At 34.2% G+C, this 19330-nt stretch carries 15 protein-coding genes and 2 pseudogenes; 12 read left to right on the top strand and 5 right to left on the bottom strand.

Translation table 11 applies throughout. From position 1 onward, the window contains the following. Positions 1 to 2: 2 nt before the first annotated feature. The 3 genes from greA to ABWU36_RS01235 all read left to right on the top strand — a co-directional run bounded on the left by greA (position 3) and on the right by ABWU36_RS01235 (position 2500). Positions 3 to 497, top strand: coding sequence for a transcription elongation factor GreA (gene greA / locus ABWU36_RS01245; protein ID WP_007549342.1), 495 nt, complete (start codon positions 3 to 5; stop codon positions 495 to 497). 6 nt (positions 498 to 503) lie between these two features. Further along, positions 504 to 1148: a 3,4-dihydroxy-2-butanone-4-phosphate synthase gene (gene ribB, locus ABWU36_RS01240; RefSeq protein ID WP_182182755.1), complete on the top strand. Its 645-nt coding sequence runs from the start codon at positions 504 to 506 to the stop codon at positions 1146 to 1148. A 71-nt stretch (positions 1149 to 1219) separates the two neighbouring features. Further along, positions 1220 to 2500 (top strand): M48 family metalloprotease, encoded by a 1281-nt coding sequence (locus tag ABWU36_RS01235; protein WP_264688286.1) that lies wholly within the window; start codon positions 1220 to 1222, stop codon positions 2498 to 2500. 28 nt (positions 2501 to 2528) lie between these two features. Here ABWU36_RS01235 and ABWU36_RS01230 read toward each other — a convergent pair whose 3' ends face one another. Both ABWU36_RS01230 and fabG read right to left on the bottom strand, forming a co-directional pair. Beyond that, entirely contained in the window at positions 2529 to 2864 is a 336-nt protein-coding gene (locus ABWU36_RS01230) for a TrbC/VirB2 family protein (RefSeq protein ID WP_265033827.1), read from the bottom strand. Positions 2865 to 2959: 95 nt separating this feature from the next. Beyond that, the gene (fabG, locus tag ABWU36_RS01225; protein ID WP_253309071.1) at positions 2960 to 3694 is read right to left on the bottom strand and encodes a 3-oxoacyl-[acyl-carrier-protein] reductase; all 735 of its coding nucleotides are present in this window, start codon (positions 3692 to 3694) and stop codon (positions 2960 to 2962) included. Positions 3695 to 3960: 266 nt separating this feature from the next. Between fabG and ABWU36_RS01220 the strand changes: the two genes are divergently transcribed. The 6 genes from ABWU36_RS01220 (at position 3961) to ABWU36_RS01195 (ending at position 12966) form a co-directional block, all read left to right on the top strand. Then, positions 3961 to 5481 carry an HlyD family type I secretion periplasmic adaptor subunit gene (locus tag ABWU36_RS01220; RefSeq protein WP_353272912.1) on the top strand — a complete coding sequence of 507 codons (1521 nt, stop codon included), beginning with the start codon at positions 3961 to 3963 and terminating at the stop codon, positions 5479 to 5481. 543 nt (positions 5482 to 6024) lie between these two features. Next, positions 6025 to 6789 carry a cytochrome c oxidase subunit II gene (coxB, locus tag ABWU36_RS01215; protein WP_182182743.1) on the top strand — a complete coding sequence of 255 codons (765 nt, stop codon included), beginning with the start codon at positions 6025 to 6027 and terminating at the stop codon, positions 6787 to 6789. Positions 6790 to 6804: 15 nt separating this feature from the next. Continuing rightward, a complete protein-coding gene (gene ctaD, locus ABWU36_RS01210) occupies positions 6805 to 8355 on the top strand; it encodes a cytochrome c oxidase subunit I (protein WP_353272911.1) in 1551 nt (516 codons plus the stop codon). Position 8356: 1 nt separating this feature from the next. Further along, the gene (locus ABWU36_RS01205; RefSeq protein ID WP_253309067.1) at positions 8357 to 9244 is read left to right on the top strand and encodes a heme o synthase; all 888 of its coding nucleotides are present in this window, start codon (positions 8357 to 8359) and stop codon (positions 9242 to 9244) included. Positions 9245 to 9419: 175 nt separating this feature from the next. Then, positions 9420 to 9857 carry a ribonuclease HI gene (gene rnhA, locus ABWU36_RS01200; protein WP_253309066.1) on the top strand — a complete coding sequence of 146 codons (438 nt, stop codon included), beginning with the start codon at positions 9420 to 9422 and terminating at the stop codon, positions 9855 to 9857. After that, positions 9850 to 12966: an AsmA-like C-terminal domain-containing protein gene (locus tag ABWU36_RS01195; RefSeq protein ID WP_353272910.1), complete on the top strand. Its 3117-nt coding sequence runs from the start codon at positions 9850 to 9852 to the stop codon at positions 12964 to 12966. The genes rnhA and ABWU36_RS01195 overlap by 8 nt, the downstream gene beginning before the upstream one ends. 287 nt (positions 12967 to 13253) lie before the next feature. Here the strand turns inward: ABWU36_RS01195 and ABWU36_RS01190 are convergent, their stop codons facing one another. Then, complete coding sequence (locus ABWU36_RS01190; RefSeq protein ID WP_264688292.1) at positions 13254 to 13382, bottom strand: hypothetical protein; 129 nt, start codon at positions 13380 to 13382, stop codon at positions 13254 to 13256. Between the two features lie 185 nt (positions 13383 to 13567). On the opposite strand from ABWU36_RS01190, the pseudogene ABWU36_RS01185 reads away from it, so the two are divergent. Both ABWU36_RS01185 and ABWU36_RS01180 read left to right on the top strand, forming a co-directional pair. Beyond that, positions 13568 to 14324: pseudogene (locus ABWU36_RS01185) on the top strand (IS256-like element ISWpi15 family transposase); the annotation flags it as partial. Between the two features lie 338 nt (positions 14325 to 14662). Further along, positions 14663 to 15133: pseudogene (locus ABWU36_RS01180) on the top strand (transposase); the annotation flags it as partial. A gap of 19 nt (positions 15134 to 15152) precedes the next feature. Here ABWU36_RS01180 and ABWU36_RS01175 read toward each other — a convergent pair. Continuing rightward, on the bottom strand, positions 15153 to 16649 hold the full coding sequence (locus ABWU36_RS01175; RefSeq protein WP_353272909.1) for a hypothetical protein: 1497 nt from the start codon (positions 16647 to 16649) through the stop codon (positions 15153 to 15155). 94 nt (positions 16650 to 16743) lie between these two features. Here ABWU36_RS01175 and ABWU36_RS01170 point away from each other — a divergent pair. After that, positions 16744 to 17746, top strand: a protein-coding gene (locus ABWU36_RS01170) for an IS630 family transposase (RefSeq protein ID WP_353272868.1) whose coding sequence is annotated in 2 segments (ribosomal slippage) — positions 16744 to 17253 and positions 17255 to 17746 — 1002 coding nt in all. Because the reading frame shifts where the segments join, the coding sequence is not laid out codon by codon here. Between the two features lie 855 nt (positions 17747 to 18601). Here the strand turns inward: ABWU36_RS01170 and ABWU36_RS01165 are convergent. Then, entirely contained in the window at positions 18602 to 19249 is a 648-nt protein-coding gene (locus tag ABWU36_RS01165; protein WP_353272908.1) for a hypothetical protein, read from the bottom strand. Positions 19250 to 19330: the final 81 nt, after the last annotated feature.

The following is a 19330-nucleotide window of genomic DNA, read 5'->3' as shown; positions in this document are numbered from 1 at the left end:
TTATGGCTTCATCCATTATTAATAAATTTCCTATGACGAGGGAAGGTTTTGAGAATATGCAAGCCGAACTTGAAAAATTAAAGGAAGAAAAACCTTCTGTGATACAGGCTATTTCTGATGCTCGTGATCAAGGTGATTTGTCTGAAAATGCAGAGTATCATGCAGCACGGGAAAGGTTAGGTTTTATTGAAGGCCGTATAATGGAGATAGAAAGTAAGCTCTCACATGCGGAAGTAATAGAAGTAAAAAATTTGTCTGGTGATTCAGTAATGTTTGGTGCAACTGTGACATTAAGCATGTTAAGTGATAATAACGGTGAAGTGGAATATGTTTATAAGGTTGTAGGCGAATATGAAGCTGATGTTTCAAAGCAGTTAATATCTACTAGTTCACCACTTGGGAGTGCCTTAATCGGCAAAAAAGTCGGTGAGTATGTGGAAGTGACAGTGCCAAATGGAGAGAAATTGTATAAAATAGTTAAGATTGAATTTAAGTAAATTATTATGGTACAGGCCACTTATGCTTCAATGAGTCTACCCGGTATTTCTTCTGTGGAAGATGTATTAGAGGATGCTCGTTCCGGTAAATTATTCATTTTAGTTGATGATGAAAGTAGAGAGAATGAAGGTGATTTGGTTGTCTTAGCTGAAAAAGTAAAACCAGAACATATGGCTTTTATGGTTAGGTACGGTACAGGGGTTGTGTGCTTAGCAATGACTAAATTTCACATGAAGAGGTTGGGCCTTAATTTCATGGAAAAGAAAAATATTGGTGAAAATCATACCGCATTTACTACATCAATTGATGCACGTTATGGCATTACAACCGGTGTTTCAGCAGAGGATAGAACGAAAACTATACATGCTGCTATCAACAAGGATGGCACTCAGGATGACATCATAACTCCAGGTCATGTTTTTCCTGTAATTGCACATAAAGGTGGGGTGGCACAACGTGCTGGTCATACTGAAGCGAGTGTTGAAATGGCGAAGTTAGTAGGGTTTGATCATTCAGCAGTTATTTGTGAATTAGTGAATGATGATGGCTCTATGATGCGCTTACCTCAGTTACTTAAATTTGCTGAACAACATAAAATTAAGTTAACTACCATCGACAAACTTATCAGTTACGTTAAAAAATTAAACTAGCGTTTATAAATTTGTATAATTTAAGTGTTAAAATATAGAATTCCTATAAATTATACAAGCACAGAATTTCCATGTTTAGAATTGCTAAGTTTTTGACCTTATTGTTCTTTTTTGCATATTATAATAATGCTTACTCTATTAACATTATTAGAGATAGTGAAGTGGAAGCAATAGTGAAAGAGCTAGCGCAACCTTTATTTTTCGCTGCAAACATTGATAGTGACCGAATGAAAGTTTTTATAATTAATGATAATTCGATTAATGCTTTTGTAATTAACAACAACAGTATCTTCATTCATTTAGGACTTTTACAATACTCGGCTAAACCTTATGTCCTGCTTGGTATATTAGCACATGAGATTGCTCACATATCTGCTGGTCATATATTGCAAATGAGTAGTGCTATGGGTTATTTTCAATCGATAGCAATGATTAGTTATATGGTAGGATTAGTTTCTAGTATTATCATTAACCCTCAGGTTGCTGGTGCAATTTTGCTTAGTGGTGTAGCACTCAGTTCAGGGCTATTTTTTAACTATTCTCAAGAGCAAGAAAGTGTAGCAGATAGCTATGCTTTAAGGTACCTTGATGAATCTGGCTATGATAATTCAGGTATGAAAGAGATTTTTGATTATTTTAAAAGTATTGAGCATGAGAACACCGAGGAATATTTCCGCACTCACCCACTTAGTGAGAAACGCATATTTGCTGTACAAAATTATAAGGTCAAAAACAACGTAAAACCAATTTTTGCGGATAAGTTACTAAAGTTTGAGCGTGTGGTTGCAAAGTTAGACTCTTTCTTTGTTCCTATTCATGTGTTATCTAATAAATATGAAAATAATTCTGAGTATGTAAATGCTATAGTTTGCTATAGGCAAGGAAAGATAGAAGAGGCTATTGCTAAAGTTAATTCATTGATTCAAGAGTCACGCAATGACCCATACCTATATGAATTAAAAGCAGAAATGCTATACAAGGCCGGAAATTTAAGTGAAGCAATAAAAATGTATGAGGAATCGCTTAGGTATTTATCTGAGAAAAACAGTTATTTAGTGAAACTTGCATTATCTCATACTTTATTATTACACGGTGATGCAAAAAAGGCGATTTTTTACCTGGAGCAGATTTTGAATGTAGAACCAAATAACGCTTTTGTCTGGAAATATTTAAGCATTGCATATAAATGTGAAGCTGATACGGCAATGCATTATTTTGCCTTGACAAAAAAGGCTTGTATTGAAGGTGATTTAAAGCAATTTACAAAATATGCTGAGCTAGCTGTTAAAACTCTACCAAAAGATAGTCCTTATTTGTTGCAAGTTGAAGATATGAAGCGATTTAATGGATAACAAAAAAGCATTTCTGCACTTTTATGGGTTATTTTCCACACTTTTCCAACATAGCTTTTGCTTCATCACTTACGTTGGGCATAATTTTCGTTATGATAGTTTTAGCGCCAAAAAATACACCACAGAACATGCCTAGAGCAAAGAGGGCTGGCCACGGCATCCTGCCAAATATTGCAAGCAAAGCTGCACCAATTATTACTACCGTCATAAGTGGACCGCCTATTCCCCAAACGTAACCAATAATATTGCATATTACTTTAGTTGTGTCATCCATATCAGAATCAGTGGTAGCTGCATAACCTGAGAAAGAGAAAAGTAATACTACACAAAAAACACTAAAAAATCTTTTTATTATAGAGCTCATTTTCTTGCCTTTAAATAATAAATTAACGCAAACGCAAACCTACACATATTTTTATTTTAAAGTAAAAATTATAATTTGTCTATACATAAGTGTTGCTACATAAATAACCCACCATTAATGTTAAGCACATGCCCTGTTATATATTTTGCTTCATCACTTGCTAAAAATAAGACCCCTGCTGCTATTTCTTCCCCTGTTCCCATTCTTTTCATTGGAATATTATCTAATATTTTTCCCTTTTGTCCTTCATTTAAAACTTCAGTCATTTTAGTATCTATAAACCCAGGAGCAATACAATTTACTGTTATATTACGACTTGCAACTTCTTTTGCTATAGATTTGCTCATAGCTATTATTCCAGCTTTAGACGCTGCATAATTTGCTTGCCCGGCGTTTCCTGTCAGCCCTATTATTGAGGAAATATTTATAATTCTTCCCCAATTATTCTTAATTAGTCTCTTACATGCTTCTCTACTCAGCTTAAATGTAGAGCTCAAGTTAATATCAATTACTTTTTGCCATGCTTCATCTGTCATTCTCAATAATAAACTGTCTCGCGTAATGCCCGCATTGCATATAAGCCCGTCAAAGCCTTCCATCAACTCACTTGCTCTATTTACTAGTTGATTTACTTCCTCAGCATTTGATAAGTCACAAGGGAGTATGTGCATATTTTTTTCATATTGTTTAGCAACTTCTTCGAGCACTTCTTTTTTTGTGCCAGAAATACATAAAGTTGCTCCGGCTTTGTGCATAATTTTTACAATTGCTTGCCCTATTCCGCCTGATGCGCCAGTGATCAGGAACTTTCTACTTTCCAATCTAAACATAATAACTTTATATTATCTTAATTCCTAACAGAATATCGACTGGTTGGCAATAGATTTCTTACATAATATAAGTAACTCAGATATTCACAAAATAAAGGAAAAGTTATAATAAAGTTAAACGTCAAAAAATTTTAAAAACATAGTTGATGCAGGAATTTTTACTAAATAGTTTATTCTGGTGCTCTGCAGTCTAAATGGAATGCCTAAATTATAGATTCTTTGTTTTTGTGTGTTATCTTGAGTTAACACAAATTCACAGTAGTATTATGATAAGTAAGTTAAAAAAGCTTAGCGCTGGATTTTCTTTGACAGGCCTGATTGGCCATAGTGATAATATAAATATGCAAGGAGCAAAAAAAAAAAAGAAGAAGTACCCAAAATTTTTGGATAAGACGTTTGCATTGATTGATGCAGTGATAAATTTTATTTTAAAACGCGAAAGTAATAACGTAAATGAAGTTCTGAGAGTAACATGGGGACCACTATTTTTTGGTCTGGTAGTAATACTCATCTTTTTTGGGATAGGTGGTATTTGGTCGGCTATAGCTCCAATTGACGGTGCGGTGCATGCAAGTGGAGAAGTTATTGTATCTTCAAATAGGAAAATAGTTCAACACTTGGGCGGAGGAATAATAAGCAAAATTTTAGTCAAAGAGAGCCAAGCAGTTAAAAAAGATGAGCCTCTAGTTTTGTTGAGTGATGTTAACGAGAAGGCGAATTTAAGTATTATCAAAGAGAAGCTCTTATCATTTTTAGCAACAGAAGCAAGGCTTATTGCAATCAGAGGAGATTTAGACACGCTCGAGTTTCCTGATGAGGTTAAAAAATTATCTCACGATGAACTTGTAAATAAAGCGATAAAGAATCAAGTAAAGTTGTTCAACTCTCAGAGAAAGAGCATATTGGGAAAAACAGACATACTGCAACAACGTATAAAGCAGTTAAATGATGAATTAGCTGGGCTAAACTTTCAACTAAATGCAGCTCATAAGCAATATGACTTGATAACTGAGGAGTTGGAAACAAAAAGACAATTACTTGATAGTGGCCATATAAGCAAACCACACATTTTAGCTTTAGAAAAACAGTTTGCTGAAATTGAAGGCAGAGTTGGACATTACCGTTCTGCAATATCTCAAGTGCAGCAAAAAATTGGAGAGAATGAATTAGAAATTATAAACGTGAGAAATGATTCTCAAGAAAGAGCAAACGCTGAACTTAAGGAAGTTAGTACGTCTATTGCAGACTTGAAAGAGAGGCTGATGGTTGCTGAAGATTCATTAGCACGTACAATAATTAAATCCCCTCAAGATGGGATAGTCACAGATATAAGATACCATACTGAAGGTGGTGTTATACAATCTGGAGTTCCAATCATGAGCGTAGTGCCATCGGATGATGACCTAATAATAGATGCTAAAATTCAGACCAGAAACATAGAAGAGGTACTGTCAGCACAAAAGAAAGATAGCAACATAGTCTCTATTGATGGGCTAGAAGGGCTAAAGGTTAAAGTCCGGCTGAGTGCTTACAGTGCACGTCGTTTAAGTTTAATTAGTGGTATAGTAAGCCATATTTCTCCTGATGCTCTTGATGATCCAAGACTAGGGCGTTATTATTCAGTGCGCGTGGTGATACCAAAGTCAGAGCTTGCTCAATTTAAAAATGTATACCTATACCCTGGTATGCCAGCAGAAGTGTACATAGTTACTCAATCCCGTACTCTTTTATCATTCTTGTTTACACCTATAATTGCAACAGTCGATAGGTCTTTTATAGAAAGGTAGCTCTATTTGGCTTCTCTAAAGATTTCGTTTACAGAATCTAGTAACTCAGCTATGCAGAATGAAAAAAGTTTGTATGGTATACAAATATAGTGTGTTTTTTTATAATTATTTTCTATAATGCGTAAATCTTTGGTCCAAGCTGTAAATGCTACCATAGGCATTAAAAGTTAATTAACAAACTGCAATGTATAATAAAATAAAGGAACTTGTAAGATTTTGATCTTGCAAATTATAAACTTGTCATAAAGTTTAATAGTGTCTGTTACTGCTTTTAGGTGTGAGGCTAGAGGGTTATTAGCAGTAACAGACACTATTAAACTTATTATAGAATTTACTTAAAGTAAATACTTAATTTAAAATATTATAATATTTTTCCTTACAATAGATTTATGTAAATGCTTTTTTCCTCAAATTAGTATTGTACTATTATACTTATTGAATGCTAAAAAATTATTAACCATCACTAATCTCTATTTGCATAGTAAGTTTATATATACTATTATACAGTATATCATTTAGTTTTATAGCAAACAAACAAAAGATATGGTGAAGTTATTTGCACTATTGATAATATTTTACTCAAATATATCTGTTGCCTCTGCTCCTACTTCCTGGCAATTTGGATTTCCTGCTCCTGCAACTGAAGTAATGGAGGCTGTAGTTAGGTCACATTCGTTTGTAATGGTTGTGATGGTTGCAATAATGCTTTTTGTGTGGGCGCTGCTTGCTTATGTAGTATTTCGCTTTCGTAAAAGCAAAGTGGCAAACGTAAGCCAAACTAACCACAATGTCCTTTTAGAAATTGTTTGGTTTGTTATACCAACGATTATTGTTGGTATATTAGCCTTTGAAAACGCTAAATTACTGAAGCTACAGGAAGAAATACCGAAAGCTGATATAACACTGAAAGTTATTGGCCATCAATGGTATTGGAGTTACCAATATCCAGAATATCAAGGTGTGTCATTTGATAGTTATATTAAGGGAAAAGAAGACTTTATCGAAGGAGATTTAAAGCTATTCTCTGTTGATAACAACATCGTTTTACCCATTAATACTAACGTTCGTTTACAAGTTACAGCAGGAGATGTGATACACAGCTGGGGAGTACCGGCTTTCGGTGTAAAAATTGATGCGATACCAGGTAGGCTGAATGAGGCGTGGTTTAATATCAAAAAGTCTGGTGTTTATTACGGGCAGTGCTATGAATTGTGTGGTCAAGGCCATGGATTTATGCCAATTGTTGTTGAAGCAGTAAGCAAAGAAGATTTTAATAAGTGGATTGAAAATAGAAAATTAGTGAGTTAAATTTGGAGTATAGATATGAGTGACGTACCAAAGGGCATAAAGCGTTGGTTGTTTTCCACTAATCATAAAGACATAGGGACACTGTACATTATTTTTTCCATATTAGCTGGAATTATTGGTGGATTATTATCGGTGATTATTCGCACTCAGCTAATGCACATTAATATACTTAACAATAATTATCAATTATATAACGTAATGGTTACAGGGCATGCGTTGATAATGGTGTTTTTTATGATAATGCCAGCCCTCATGGGAGGATTTGGTAACTGGTTTGTACCTCTCATGATTGGCGCACCAGATATGGCATTTCCTCGTATGAATAATTTAAGTTTTTGGTTATTAGTGTCATCTTTTATTTTGCTCATTCTCTCAGTGTTTATTGGTGAAGGTCCAGGTACAGGTTGGACTTTATATCCACCTTTATCACAGGTAATGTCCCATCCAAGTGCAGGAGTTGACATTGCTATACTTGCACTTCATGTTGCTGGTATGTCGTCAATTGTTGGGGCGATCAACTTTATAGTTACTATATTTAACATGCGCACAAAAGGAATGTCATTAACTAAGATGCCACTGTTTGTTTGGTCTGTCTTGCTAACAGCATTTATGTTGATTGTTGCCTTACCAGTGCTTGCCGGTGCTATAACTATGCTTCTTACTGATCGCAATGTTGGTACTTCCTTTTTTGATCCTGCCGGTGGCGGAGATCCTGTGTTATTTCAACATCTATTTTGGTTTTTTGGTCATCCAGAAGTTTACGTAATTATTTTTCCTGCATTTGGCATCATAAGTCAGGTTGTATCAACTTTTTCTCACAGACCTGTATTTGGTTACATAGGGATGGTTTATGCTATGATAGGTATAGCAGTATTTGGCTTTATGGTGTGGGCTCATCATATGTTCACTGTTGGGCTTAGTGCTGACGCTGCTGTATTTTTTAGCACTACCACAATTTTTATCGGTGTTATAACTGGTGTAAAAGTCTTTAGCTGGATTGCAACTATGTGGGGTGGAGCAATTGAGTTTAAGACCCCTATGCTATTTGCACTAGGTTTTATTTTCATGTTTGTTGGCGGTGGCATAACGGGAATAATTCTTTCTCATGGTGGAATAGATAAGCTTCTGCATGATACCTACTATGTTGTTGCTCACTTCCATTATGTCATGTCACTTGCTGCATTATTTGGAGCTTTTGCTGGCTTTTATTATTGGATTGGTAAAATGTCGGGTAAACAATATAATGAGCGCTTAGGTCAAATCCACTTTTGGCTTACTTTTATTAGTACCAATATCACTTTTTTACCTCAACATTTCTTAGGATTAGCTGGCATGCCAAGGCGTATACCTGATTATCCTGATGCGTTTATTCCTTGGAATTATATATCCTCAATTGGCTCATATATGTCCTTTGTTTCAGTTATGTTTTTTGTGTTTATAGTTATACATCTCTTTAAATGGGGCAAAAAAGCTGGAGATAATCCTTGGGAAGGTGACACCTTGGAATGGACAGTATCTTCACCACCGCCTTTTCATACTTTCGAAAAGCCACCAGTGGTAAAATAGAATGTACACAAGTGTTTTGCTAAATGTTGAATCAACAATACTGGATTTTTGGCGTTTGCTGAAGCCAAGGATAATGTATCTTGTGGTATTTACTGCAGTTGCTGGTATGGTTACTGCACCAGGTAGTATGCACCCTTTCCTAGCACTAATATCTCTTATATGTGTTGCTCTTGGCTCAGGATCTGCAGGTGCTATAAATATGTGGTATGACAGAGACATAGATCTGCTCATGGAAAGGACAAAAAACCGCCCTATACCCTCAGGAAGAATTCTTGCAGAAAGTGCGCTTGAATTTGGTATAACTCTTGGAATATTGTCAGTATTTATCATGGCAATAGCAGTAAACTATATTTCTGCTGCTTTGCTTGCAGTTAGCATATTATTTTACGTTTTCGTATATACAATTTGGCTAAAAAGGCGTACTCCACAGAATATCGTTATCGGTGGTGCAGCAGGTGCTTTTCCTCCAATGATTGGCTGGGCAGCTGTGACTAATTCTGTCAGTTGGGAAAGTTTCATTTTATTTTTAGTAATTTTTATGTGGACTCCACCACACTTTTGGGCCCTATCTTTAAATAAGTCTGAAGACTATGCAAGAGCATCGATTCCTATGTTCAATATTGTTTATGGTCCGGAAAAAACAAGAAAATATATATTAATTTATAGTGTGTTGCTGGTATTAACCAGCTTGCTTCCAGCTCTATTTTTGAAAAAGGCTTTACTTTATCTAAGCATGGCAATTTTTGCAGGTTGCATCTTTATTTGGTACGCTATATCAATTCTCAGATTCAAGAACCACAACTCACAGAAACAAATGTTTTCTTATTCAATTTCTTATCTATTTTCCCTATTCGCCAGTATTATTTTTTGTTCTATTGATTTATTTTAGTTATGAAAGAACGGCAGAAGCATAAAAACTATTTTTTACTTTTCCTTTTGGTAATGCTCGTTGTCACACTTTTTTTTGTTTCTATAATAAAATTTAAAGGTGCAGCTTAAACTACCTTTAGAAATTGTGCTTTCATAAAAGCAACTATATACTTTGTTAACCGATATAAACAAAGATGAGTAAGAAAGAAGTGACAATATACACGGATGGGGCGTGTTCTGGTAATCCTGGAGCGGGAGGATGGGCAGCTATCATATTATTTCAAGATTATAGAAAAGACATTTATGGTAGAGAAGAAAATACCACAAACAATAAAATGGAGTTAACAGCGGTGATCAATGGGCTAAAAGTATTGAAATTTTCTTGTAATATTAATTTATATACGGATAGTCTTTATATTAAGCATGGCATAACAGAGTGGATAAATAAGTGGAAAATGAATGGCTGGAAAACAAGTAATAAAAAATCAGTAAAAAATATGGAATTGTGGAAAGAGCTAGACAACGTTGCTTCACAACACGAAATTGATTGGAAGTGGGTTAAAGCACACAGTGGCAATAAATATAATGAGGAGGCTGATATTTTAGCAAGAAAAGCAATAATCGATGCTTAAAAAAATTACTATATTATTTTCCGTAGCTTTATTGTTCATATTGTGCTTCTTTATTTTTTTAAAGCCTTTAGAAATCAATATTAATTATATTAATTTTTATGTTAAACATAAAATATCAAAAATATTTGTTGGCTCAAGCGTTAATATGGAGAATACCTCAGTTGTTTGGCAGAAAGATGGCAAAGATCCGTATTTAGTCATTACAGATTTGGCAATAGCAAACCCTAATTTTACTATAAAAGTTCCTGAGCTTTTTGTACATTTTAAGTTAAGTTCCTTATTTAAAGCTAGCACAAATCTCTCTCAGGTTTCAGCTGATAATGTGCATGTATGTATCAAGAGAGAAGAAACTAATGTTAATCCGCAAAACTCATTAGACCTTTTGGATAATCATTATTTAAATAGTAACCGCCTTCCTTCGGTGTCATTCCAGCGCGTGACGCTGGAATCTAGAAAAAAAGAAACAAGTAGTCAAGCTACTTGGATGACAAGGACGAGTGCTGGAATGACAGGGAAGAATTTCAAGATGACAGAAAGCAGTGCAAAAAATCTATTAAAAACAATAAGGGAATTTTTTTTTGACTTAAATGCGGATTCAAAAATTGAATTTACTAACATCGCTATTGATAAAAGCACAGAAGATGAATTTTTTATTGATAAATTATATATAGGGAAGGGGGAAGATTTTAATGTTTTAGATATTCATGTGAATACAAAAGATGGAAAGGGATTTTTGGATGATTTATCAATTACAATAAAAAATCGCAACAATTTGCTAAATGTATACGGGACATTTTATAATCTAAAATTGGGACTATTGAGCGAGTTTTCTACATTAGTTAAAAGCTACAATTTGGACAAAAATATAGGATTCAAAGGAAGCTTCTCAGTGAAAATTAATAAAAAGGATGAAATTGTAGATGGAAATATATACGTATTGAATACAGAAAATTATTTGAACAAAAATTTGGCCTTAACTAATGTAAATATAAATTTAACATATAGTGATGGAATTATTAGTGTAAAAAACTTCCATTTTAAGTTAAATGACACGTATCTCTCTTTAATAGGCAAGATGAACTTTAGTACAAGTCATGCTTTGCTTAGAATTAATATTAGCAAGTTTGCTGCAAAGGATTTATGTACTTATGTACCAGATGGTGTAGTGAATAGTAAATTTAGAAGCTGGTATTGTGATAATATTAATGGGGATGTTTTAAATACCATTGTAAGTTTCAATGGCAAAATTAACAATTTGGTTGATGACGATCTGTCAGACATTGTAATTGTTGCTGATATAGAAAATGGTAGCGTAAAATTTGATGAAGATTTTGAGCAAGTAAAGGAATTAAAGGGTGATTTGATCATCAAGAATAACGATCTCAAAATTACTGCAAATAGCGCTAAGTTTCAGAATTTCACTATTAATGGTGGTGATATTGAAATGAAATCTCTCAATAAGGAAAATTCAGTTCTAACCATTAATGGCCAAGCTGTAAGTGATGCGTATGGTTTATATGAGCCTATAAGATTTAAGCTGGATGATGTGGTGAAGGTTGAAAGGGATAAAGTAAGTGGAATGGCAAAATCTGTATTTAATTTTCGCATTTTTAATCTAAATGATGATGACAAAAAAGTAGACTTCTCAGCAAATTTTCATTTTGAAATTGATAATTTGGCCGTCTATAATGCAAGTCTTGGTAAATATGACATTAAGCTTAGTTTTGGCAGTGACTTTATAGATTTAAATGGTAGTGGTATGGTGAATAACACACAGCTATTATTTGACCTGAAAAGTAGCAATAGGAATGAAAGTTTTGCCTGGAATTTGACCGGAGATTTACCCGCTCAAATACTTGATTTTGATGAAAATATAGGTGGCTATGTCAATACAAATATAGAATCGGTGATAAATCAAGATAAGACGGGACATGTTAATGGTAATATGGATTTATCAGAGCTTGAATCACGTTCAAGTTATTTTGGGTGGAAAAATCGTTTTGAAGATCACAATAAAGTTTTGTTCTCTGTAAAATTAAAAGGTGCCGATGAATTGTTAGTAGACAAATTAGATGTTATAGGAAATGACCTAGATATAAAATTCAGCGGAAGAGTAGGAAATGGAAATTTATATTTAAATTCTAGTAGTTTTAAATTGCCTGATAATGATTTTAGTATAGAAATTGAATCAGGTAAGGAAAAAAATGCCATAACTATTTATGGTGAGAAAATCAATTTGAGTGATATTTTAGGCTTGCTTGGCAAAAACAATAATGGATTAAACAAAGATATAGAAATTAGTATGAATGTTGACAATGTAATTATGAAAGAAGGCGTCGTTATCAAAAATGCTAAGCTGAATGTAACCTGTACTAAAGGTAATTGCAATGGAAGTCAATTTACAGGACAGTTTCTAGAAGATAGCAGCAACATACTAGCGGAATACAGTGGAATAGGGCTCGAAATATATGCGGATAATGCAGGTATACTTTCGCGTTCCTTAGGCATTAGTAAATCAGTCAAAAATGGTAAACTTTCTCTTTATCTATCTCCTCAAAGAGAAAATGAAGAACATTATGGCATGTTATCTATTAGTAATTTTTATATCAAAGATGCTCCACTACTCACTACTTTATTATCGATGTCTTCGCTTCCTGGTATTGTAAATGCTATAAAGGATGAAGGTGTATACTTTTATAAATGTAATGTACCTTTCTCATACAAAGATGGCTCTGTCGAAATTGAAGAATCTTGGCTTGAAGGGGCGGAATTAGGCATTAGCACTAGCGGTAAGCTCGACATTAGAAATTATAAATTCCAAGTTGAAGGACAGGTAATACTAGCATATTCAATTAATAAATCTTTGTTAAAAATTCCTATAATTGGGAAACTTCTTACTGGCGGGAAAAGTAGGGGAATCGTTTCAATAGACTATAAAGCAAGTGGTGATGACAAAAACAATAACGTATCTGTTGATCTTATCTCTTCGCTAACTCCAAACCTATTAAAGAGGTTATTGGGAGTGTTTGATCGCATTATGACAAAAACTAACGAAGCTGTCATCGGTGGCTTAAAAGGTGGTGTGAAAAAGAAATTTGGTTCGACATGACCAAAAGGGAAGTTGTTTAACAAAATTATGGATAAAAATGCAAGAATTTCCGAATGATCCACCTGGTTTTTTATCTAATTATTTAAGCAATACCACTCTCTTTCTGGAAACTTGATTATGATAAAGTAAAAGTTATTTCTTTACAAAATTATAGACAAAAAATGCAAGAATTTCCGAATGATCCACCTAGTTTTTTATCTAGTTGTTTAAGTTCCCTTTATCGCCTCCCATATCTGCAAAGTTATAAATACAACTAGAAGGGTAGGGGATAAAAGTTCGTTATTTCACTATATTAGGTCATCATGTTGGTGATAATCTGAGTAATTGCCTACGTAATTTTCGTCAGCATCGTGATTAACATCAGGTTTAAGCAAAGAAAGATTATCATCGGATTGTTCTTCTGATAAGTTAAGCAAAGAAAGATTGTTATCAGATTGTTCTTCCTCTTTAGACCCAAATAACCATGAAAAGAATGATGAGATAGAATCAATAACGGATTTAATTGCTGGAAAAATATTGGATAAGAAATGGGAGTGTTAAATAAACTGTGTCAAACCGAAAAAAAAGTAATAAATTGATATAAAAAAATGGAGGTTTGACAATGAGTCAGAAAGTAGTAAACAGAACTACCGGTTTGGTAGATTATAAAGAATTAGAAACAAATATCCTGTCGTCTATACGAGAAGGAAGACCGTTGACAGGAAGAGATGGAGCATTAACACCGTTTATAAAAAAGTTGCTGGAGGTAAGCCTGGAAGGTGAAATAGAAAACCACTTGTCGGCTGAAAGCGAAGAGAATAATCGAAGAAATGGGAGGAATGCAAAGACTTTACGTACAAGCGCAGGGTCATTTGAGCTTTTGACGCCAAGAGATAGGGAAGGAAGTTTCGAACCACAAATAGTCAAAAAAAGGCAAACAAACTTACATCCAGAGCTTGAAACGAAGATTTTGAGCACATTTGCCAGTGGTATGGGCTATAGAGATATAGTGTCACATGTTGAGGAAATTTATGATCACAAAATATCGGTGGCAGAGATATCAAGTATTACTGACAAATTGCTACCAGTAATCAACGAATGGCGTAGTCGCCTGCTGCAGTCTGTATATCCGATAGTTTTCATGGTTTTTTAAAGTCAAAGAGGACGGGCATTGCGTAAGTAAATGCATGTATAACATATTAGGCATAGATCAAAATGGCAAAAAAGAAGTATTAGGTTTTTATTTGGCTGAAAGTGAAGGAGCTAACTTCTGGTTGGGAGTGCTAAATGACCTCAAAGAAAGAGGAGTAGAAGATATCCTTATTGCCTGCGTTGATGGGCTGAAAAGCTTTCCTGCAGCTATAAACAGTGTCTTTCCTAATGCGGAAGGGCTTTGTTGCATCGCTAGCTATGATGGATTAAAGATAAAAAAGATGGAGAATATCAGTAGCTTATTATTCTGGTATTTATAACAAGAACGGTCAGTGAATACCTAAATTTGAGTAAAAGAAATTTCACTACCACTCACTAATCCGGCTAAAATTCAAGAATTTCAATGCTTTAGCTATTTTCAATAGAATTAAGTTTATTAATATAAATAATAAATTACTATTCTTAAATTTGATCAGATTGATTGCAAAAAAACAAGATTTTCAATAGGTTGCTTATAATCCTAGCTATAGTTAGCCTTTCATAAGTAGCGATGCAACAAAGCCATGCGGAAGTGCAGATGTGTATAGTGCATCAGATACGCAACTCACTGAAGTATGTGGCCAGTAAAGATGCGAAGAGTTTTTTGAGCGATTTAAAGAAGGTATATCAAGCTTCAAGCAAGGAAATTGCCGAGAATTATCTGTTGGAATTGGATGAAAAATGGGGCACAAAGTACCCTATGGTTATAAAATCTTGGCAGAATAATTGGGAAAACTTGTCTGGTTATTTTAAGTATTCTGGTCCAGTTAGGAGGATAATCTACACCACCAATCCCATAGAGGGGCTACATAGGCAAATTAGGAAATTCACTAAGACCAAAGGCTCATTTACCAGCATAAATGCCTTGTATAAGCAGGTATATTGTGCTATAAAGAAGGCAGAGGAAAAGTGGACGATGCCTGTACATGATTGGGCATTAACTATCTCTCAATTTGATGTTTTCTTTCCTGGCAGATTGAAAATTGAGTTGAACTAAAAATGCGGTTTGACACAGTTTATTTAACACTCCCTAAGAAATTACTGGGTTGCTGAGTGTCTTGCTGGTTACTTTTTTCCTCTTCTACATCTACATTACTTTGCTCTACTTCATTTGATTTTTCCACCTCTTGTTCAGGTTTACTTCTGCTTATATCCTCTTTGGATTCTTTTCCTGATTCTGGTTCAGGCTCTTTTCCTGGTTTTGGATCTGTGTCATCCACATCTTCTTCAGACTTACTTCTGCTTATAAGTGTCTTATCTAACCATTCGGACATATTCTTGTCTGGATTATGAAAATACATTCGACTTATCTCCTTATTTTCATCAATAGAAATTACTACAGTTGCATTCTGACTTAATGGCCCCTCATTTAATCCATCACATTCACTAATGAGCGATTCATGAGAGTTCTTAATGTCTTTGATAAATTGAAGTTTTTCTTTTTCTGAAAAGTACTCGCATTTTACGTTATAAGTGGTGCCTTTGTATTTAAAACTAAACATCGATCCATGGTCTTTATATTCATCTACTAGTTCATGAATATTCTTGACATTTTGTATAGCTTTAAATTTTTCTTCTTCTGAAAGGTTCTTGTGATATTTATAAAGTGTACCTTTATATTTAAATTGAAACATCGATCCACGGTCTTCATATTCATCTAGTCCAGAATTCTTGACACGTTGTATAATTTGAAATTTCTCTTCTTCTGAAAGATCCTTGCGGTATATACTACCAGTTGTATCTTTATATTTAAATTGAAACATCGATCCATGGTCTTTATATTCATCTACACCCATCTGCTTGCAAATAGCTTTATAATTTTTTTCTTCTACTTCAAGTCCAATTGCATTTGCCATCAGCTGATTATTTATACGGTCTAACTCCTCTACTTTTGCTTCGGAAAGCTTAAATTGAAACACATGACCGAATTCATGGGCTAAAACGTTGTCCGTATAAGCGTCTTTATAGAGCAATACGCTTTCTCCGTTCGTCATCCCACCAGAAATATTGAGCGAAGATTGACTCCGTGAAAACTCAGGAACCAAAGTGCCATATCTCCTATAATCATCTCCATTATTAAAAATATAGGTATGCACAGTAACTTGAATATTACTAGCAATACAAAACTTTGCTTTATATGCTTCATAAGCATTTTTAATATCGAGCTTCATTTGCTCCTGTTCTTGTTGCGATACATTGTCATAATGTATTACGCAATTCAACTTTCCGTATTCAAAATTAAATTGATTAGGCAGCACATCTTGTACTCCTACGTATTTTGTATTCTCACCAAAGTTTCTTGATTGTGCAGTTTTATATAAATTATTATAGTATGTAAAAGAGTTTCCGTTAGGCAACTTAGGTATTTGTGCAATCGTTCTTCCATGGTTATCGTGGAAAGAAATTTTAGAATCACCAATCCTAAAATCCGTTATAGATTGCCCGCAAGTACCATCGTTTGCACAATCGTGATTATCTTTCTTATAAAACCATGCGTTAGTGTATTTTCCCATTTTGATACCTCATACCAATTCCCACTATGTAAAGAACAGATAGACAATAATGGGAAAGAAGTGATACTAAAGTAGATAAAATAGAGAGGTATAAATGGCATTAAGGTCAAAACTATTAGACGAAAAAGTTGTAAATTTGGCGAAAGAAATGTTAAAAAAGGTCAGAAATAACGCATATGTTTCAAAAAAGTTACAAGCGGTGATAGTAGGAAAAGAAAGTAGTATAAGCGCTGTGGCAAGAATATGTAAAATTTCAAGGACTGCTTTGACTGAATGGATAAAGCATCTAAAATTTGGTAGAGTAGAAAGATTATTTGCCCCGTCTCAACGGCGAAGGAAAAGCAAATTAAACAAAAATCAACGTGAGCAAATTGAAATATGGGTAGAAAGAAATCCAAATATTACTATTAAGGAAGTGCAAATAAAAATCTCAGAGGAATTTGGCCTAAACATTAGCAAATCAACAGTGCACCGTGAGATACAAAGGATGAAATTTTCTTACATAACACCGAGGCCAATTCACCATAAACAAGATAAAAAAAAGCAAGAAGAGTTTAAAAAATACTTCAATAAAATAGTCAATTCCCACCCTGAAAAGGAGGTATTTTTTTGATGAATCACGATTTGGAACTCATTCAAAAATCGGACACGGATGGTTTAAAAAAGGGGTCAGAACGCAGGTTAAAATGAAAATTGGTAGACAAAATTTCTATATCTACAGTGCAGTAAATCCAAGAAGTGGTAAGAAAATTAGCCTACTTGCTCCATATGTAAACACTGATTGTATGAATATATTTCTGGAGCAGATGTCGAAAGATTTAGGCACGAAAAAAGTCTTTCTTGTAATGGATTGTGCAGGTTGGCATAGATCAAAAAGTTTGAAATTTCAGGAAAACATTACCATTATATACTTGCCTCCTTATTCACCGGAACTGAATCCTGTTGAGAGGCTGTGGCAATATATCAAACACAATACTTTACGCAACAGAGTCTACGATACCATAGGCTTACTTGAAGATGTTCTGTGTAATTTTATTGTCAGTATTTCCAGCACTACTATTAAACGAGTTTGTAATGTTTCTTATTTGTTCGATTAGTAATGGAATTTGGTATCACTACCAAACCTTACTATATTATTATCTTGGTAAAAATCATAATAATTCGTTAACTTGTATTTTAAATCTGTATATCAAATGTACTTTTCTCATAAAGTGCCAATTGTGAAGCTAATGAACTTTATTTGTTTAAAATTTTGCTGAAATAGCTCTTTTTATACTATGTTTTATATAGCTAAACTGACTTAGATTTACCGACAATTTGAAAAACGACAAATTCGTCATCCCGCTACTAGTTAGCGGAATCTATGCCGAGATACCGCGAATGAATCGCGGTATGACGGTTCGCGGCGGTATGACGATAAGCTCGTCATCCCGCTACTTGTTAGCGGCTGAGAGATACCGCGGCGGTATGACGTAGGAAAACCTTTCTTAGGTTAGCTATAGTTCGCTATATTATGTGATTTTATTTTTAGCGTTGCTTCTTATATTATGTGATTTTATTTTCCATAATGTATATTATGTAATTTTCAATGCTAATAAAACTACTTCCCAACCTTTTAAACAGCAACTTGTCGAACCTCCAGATTAGTACTTAAGAGAAAGTGTTAAAGTATCTCTTTAAGTATTATATATTAGTATTTGGAGATCATACTTATTATAGATCTCCAAAGTACTCATAACGCGTAAACTATGTATTCCACTGGGTTATCAACCAAGTTATTCACAATGCCGTGAATAACCTCAATATATGCTTAAATAAGAAAATTGGTATTTCGGTAAAAGACAAGGAAGAAGGCTTCTTCCTTCTACTGTTTTTAACTTAACTATATGGCGAATTTCTAAGCAGGTACCTTTTCTTTTTCTTCTTGTGCGTGAGCTTCTTCTAGTCTACCACTAGGTTTTAATACTGCATATGTAATAACGGCCAGCAACAATCCCGACTGCCAGCGCAGCAGCTACAGCTATGCCAACTATAGCTAATACTGATAATTGAACACCGGCAACACCACATCCAACACCGACTGCCAATGCAGCTATAACACCACAAGTGATACCAATTCCTATTGCTTTATTAGTTACTTGTTTAGTTTCTATCTCATGTTTCTCTTTCATTTTATCATTAAAACCTTTGGCAAAACCCTTGGCAAAACTCTCGACAAAACTCTCGACAAAATCCCCAAGTTCATCAAAAAGCATTTGCTTGTCTTCAGGCGGCGTCCCATCAAATTTTACAACGTTGGGGAATTCAATATTTATAATCTCAGCATTTAATATTTCATCAAGTGATATATCTTTCTTTGTCATCTCATCAGAAATAACTTTCAAGCCTTCTTGATTCTTAATAACTCTACTATAGTAAAATAGTTTTTTAGTATATCTTTCACCATTTTTGAACTCTATGGTTGTACCACGAGCACTAAGAACTGCTAGTAAATCATCTTTTGAAACTCCTTGTAGAATTTCAGCAACGTTACCATGATCTTTTATTGCGTTCTGTAACCGATCATATAATTTCCTTTGTTCTTCTGTTAAACCAAACATACAATTACTCCCATAAGTCTACTAAGTTTAATTATTGCATGTTTTATGTAAAAAATCAAATACAAAAAGTCTTATTAGGAA

Origin of the sequence: Wolbachia endosymbiont (group A) of Portevinia maculata (genome assembly GCF_964028525.1) — a bacterium.
GTDB lineage: Bacteria > Pseudomonadota > Alphaproteobacteria > Rickettsiales > Anaplasmataceae > Wolbachia.
The sequence above is the reverse complement of the archived record's forward strand: the minus strand, read 5'-3'. Positions and strand labels throughout refer to the sequence as shown.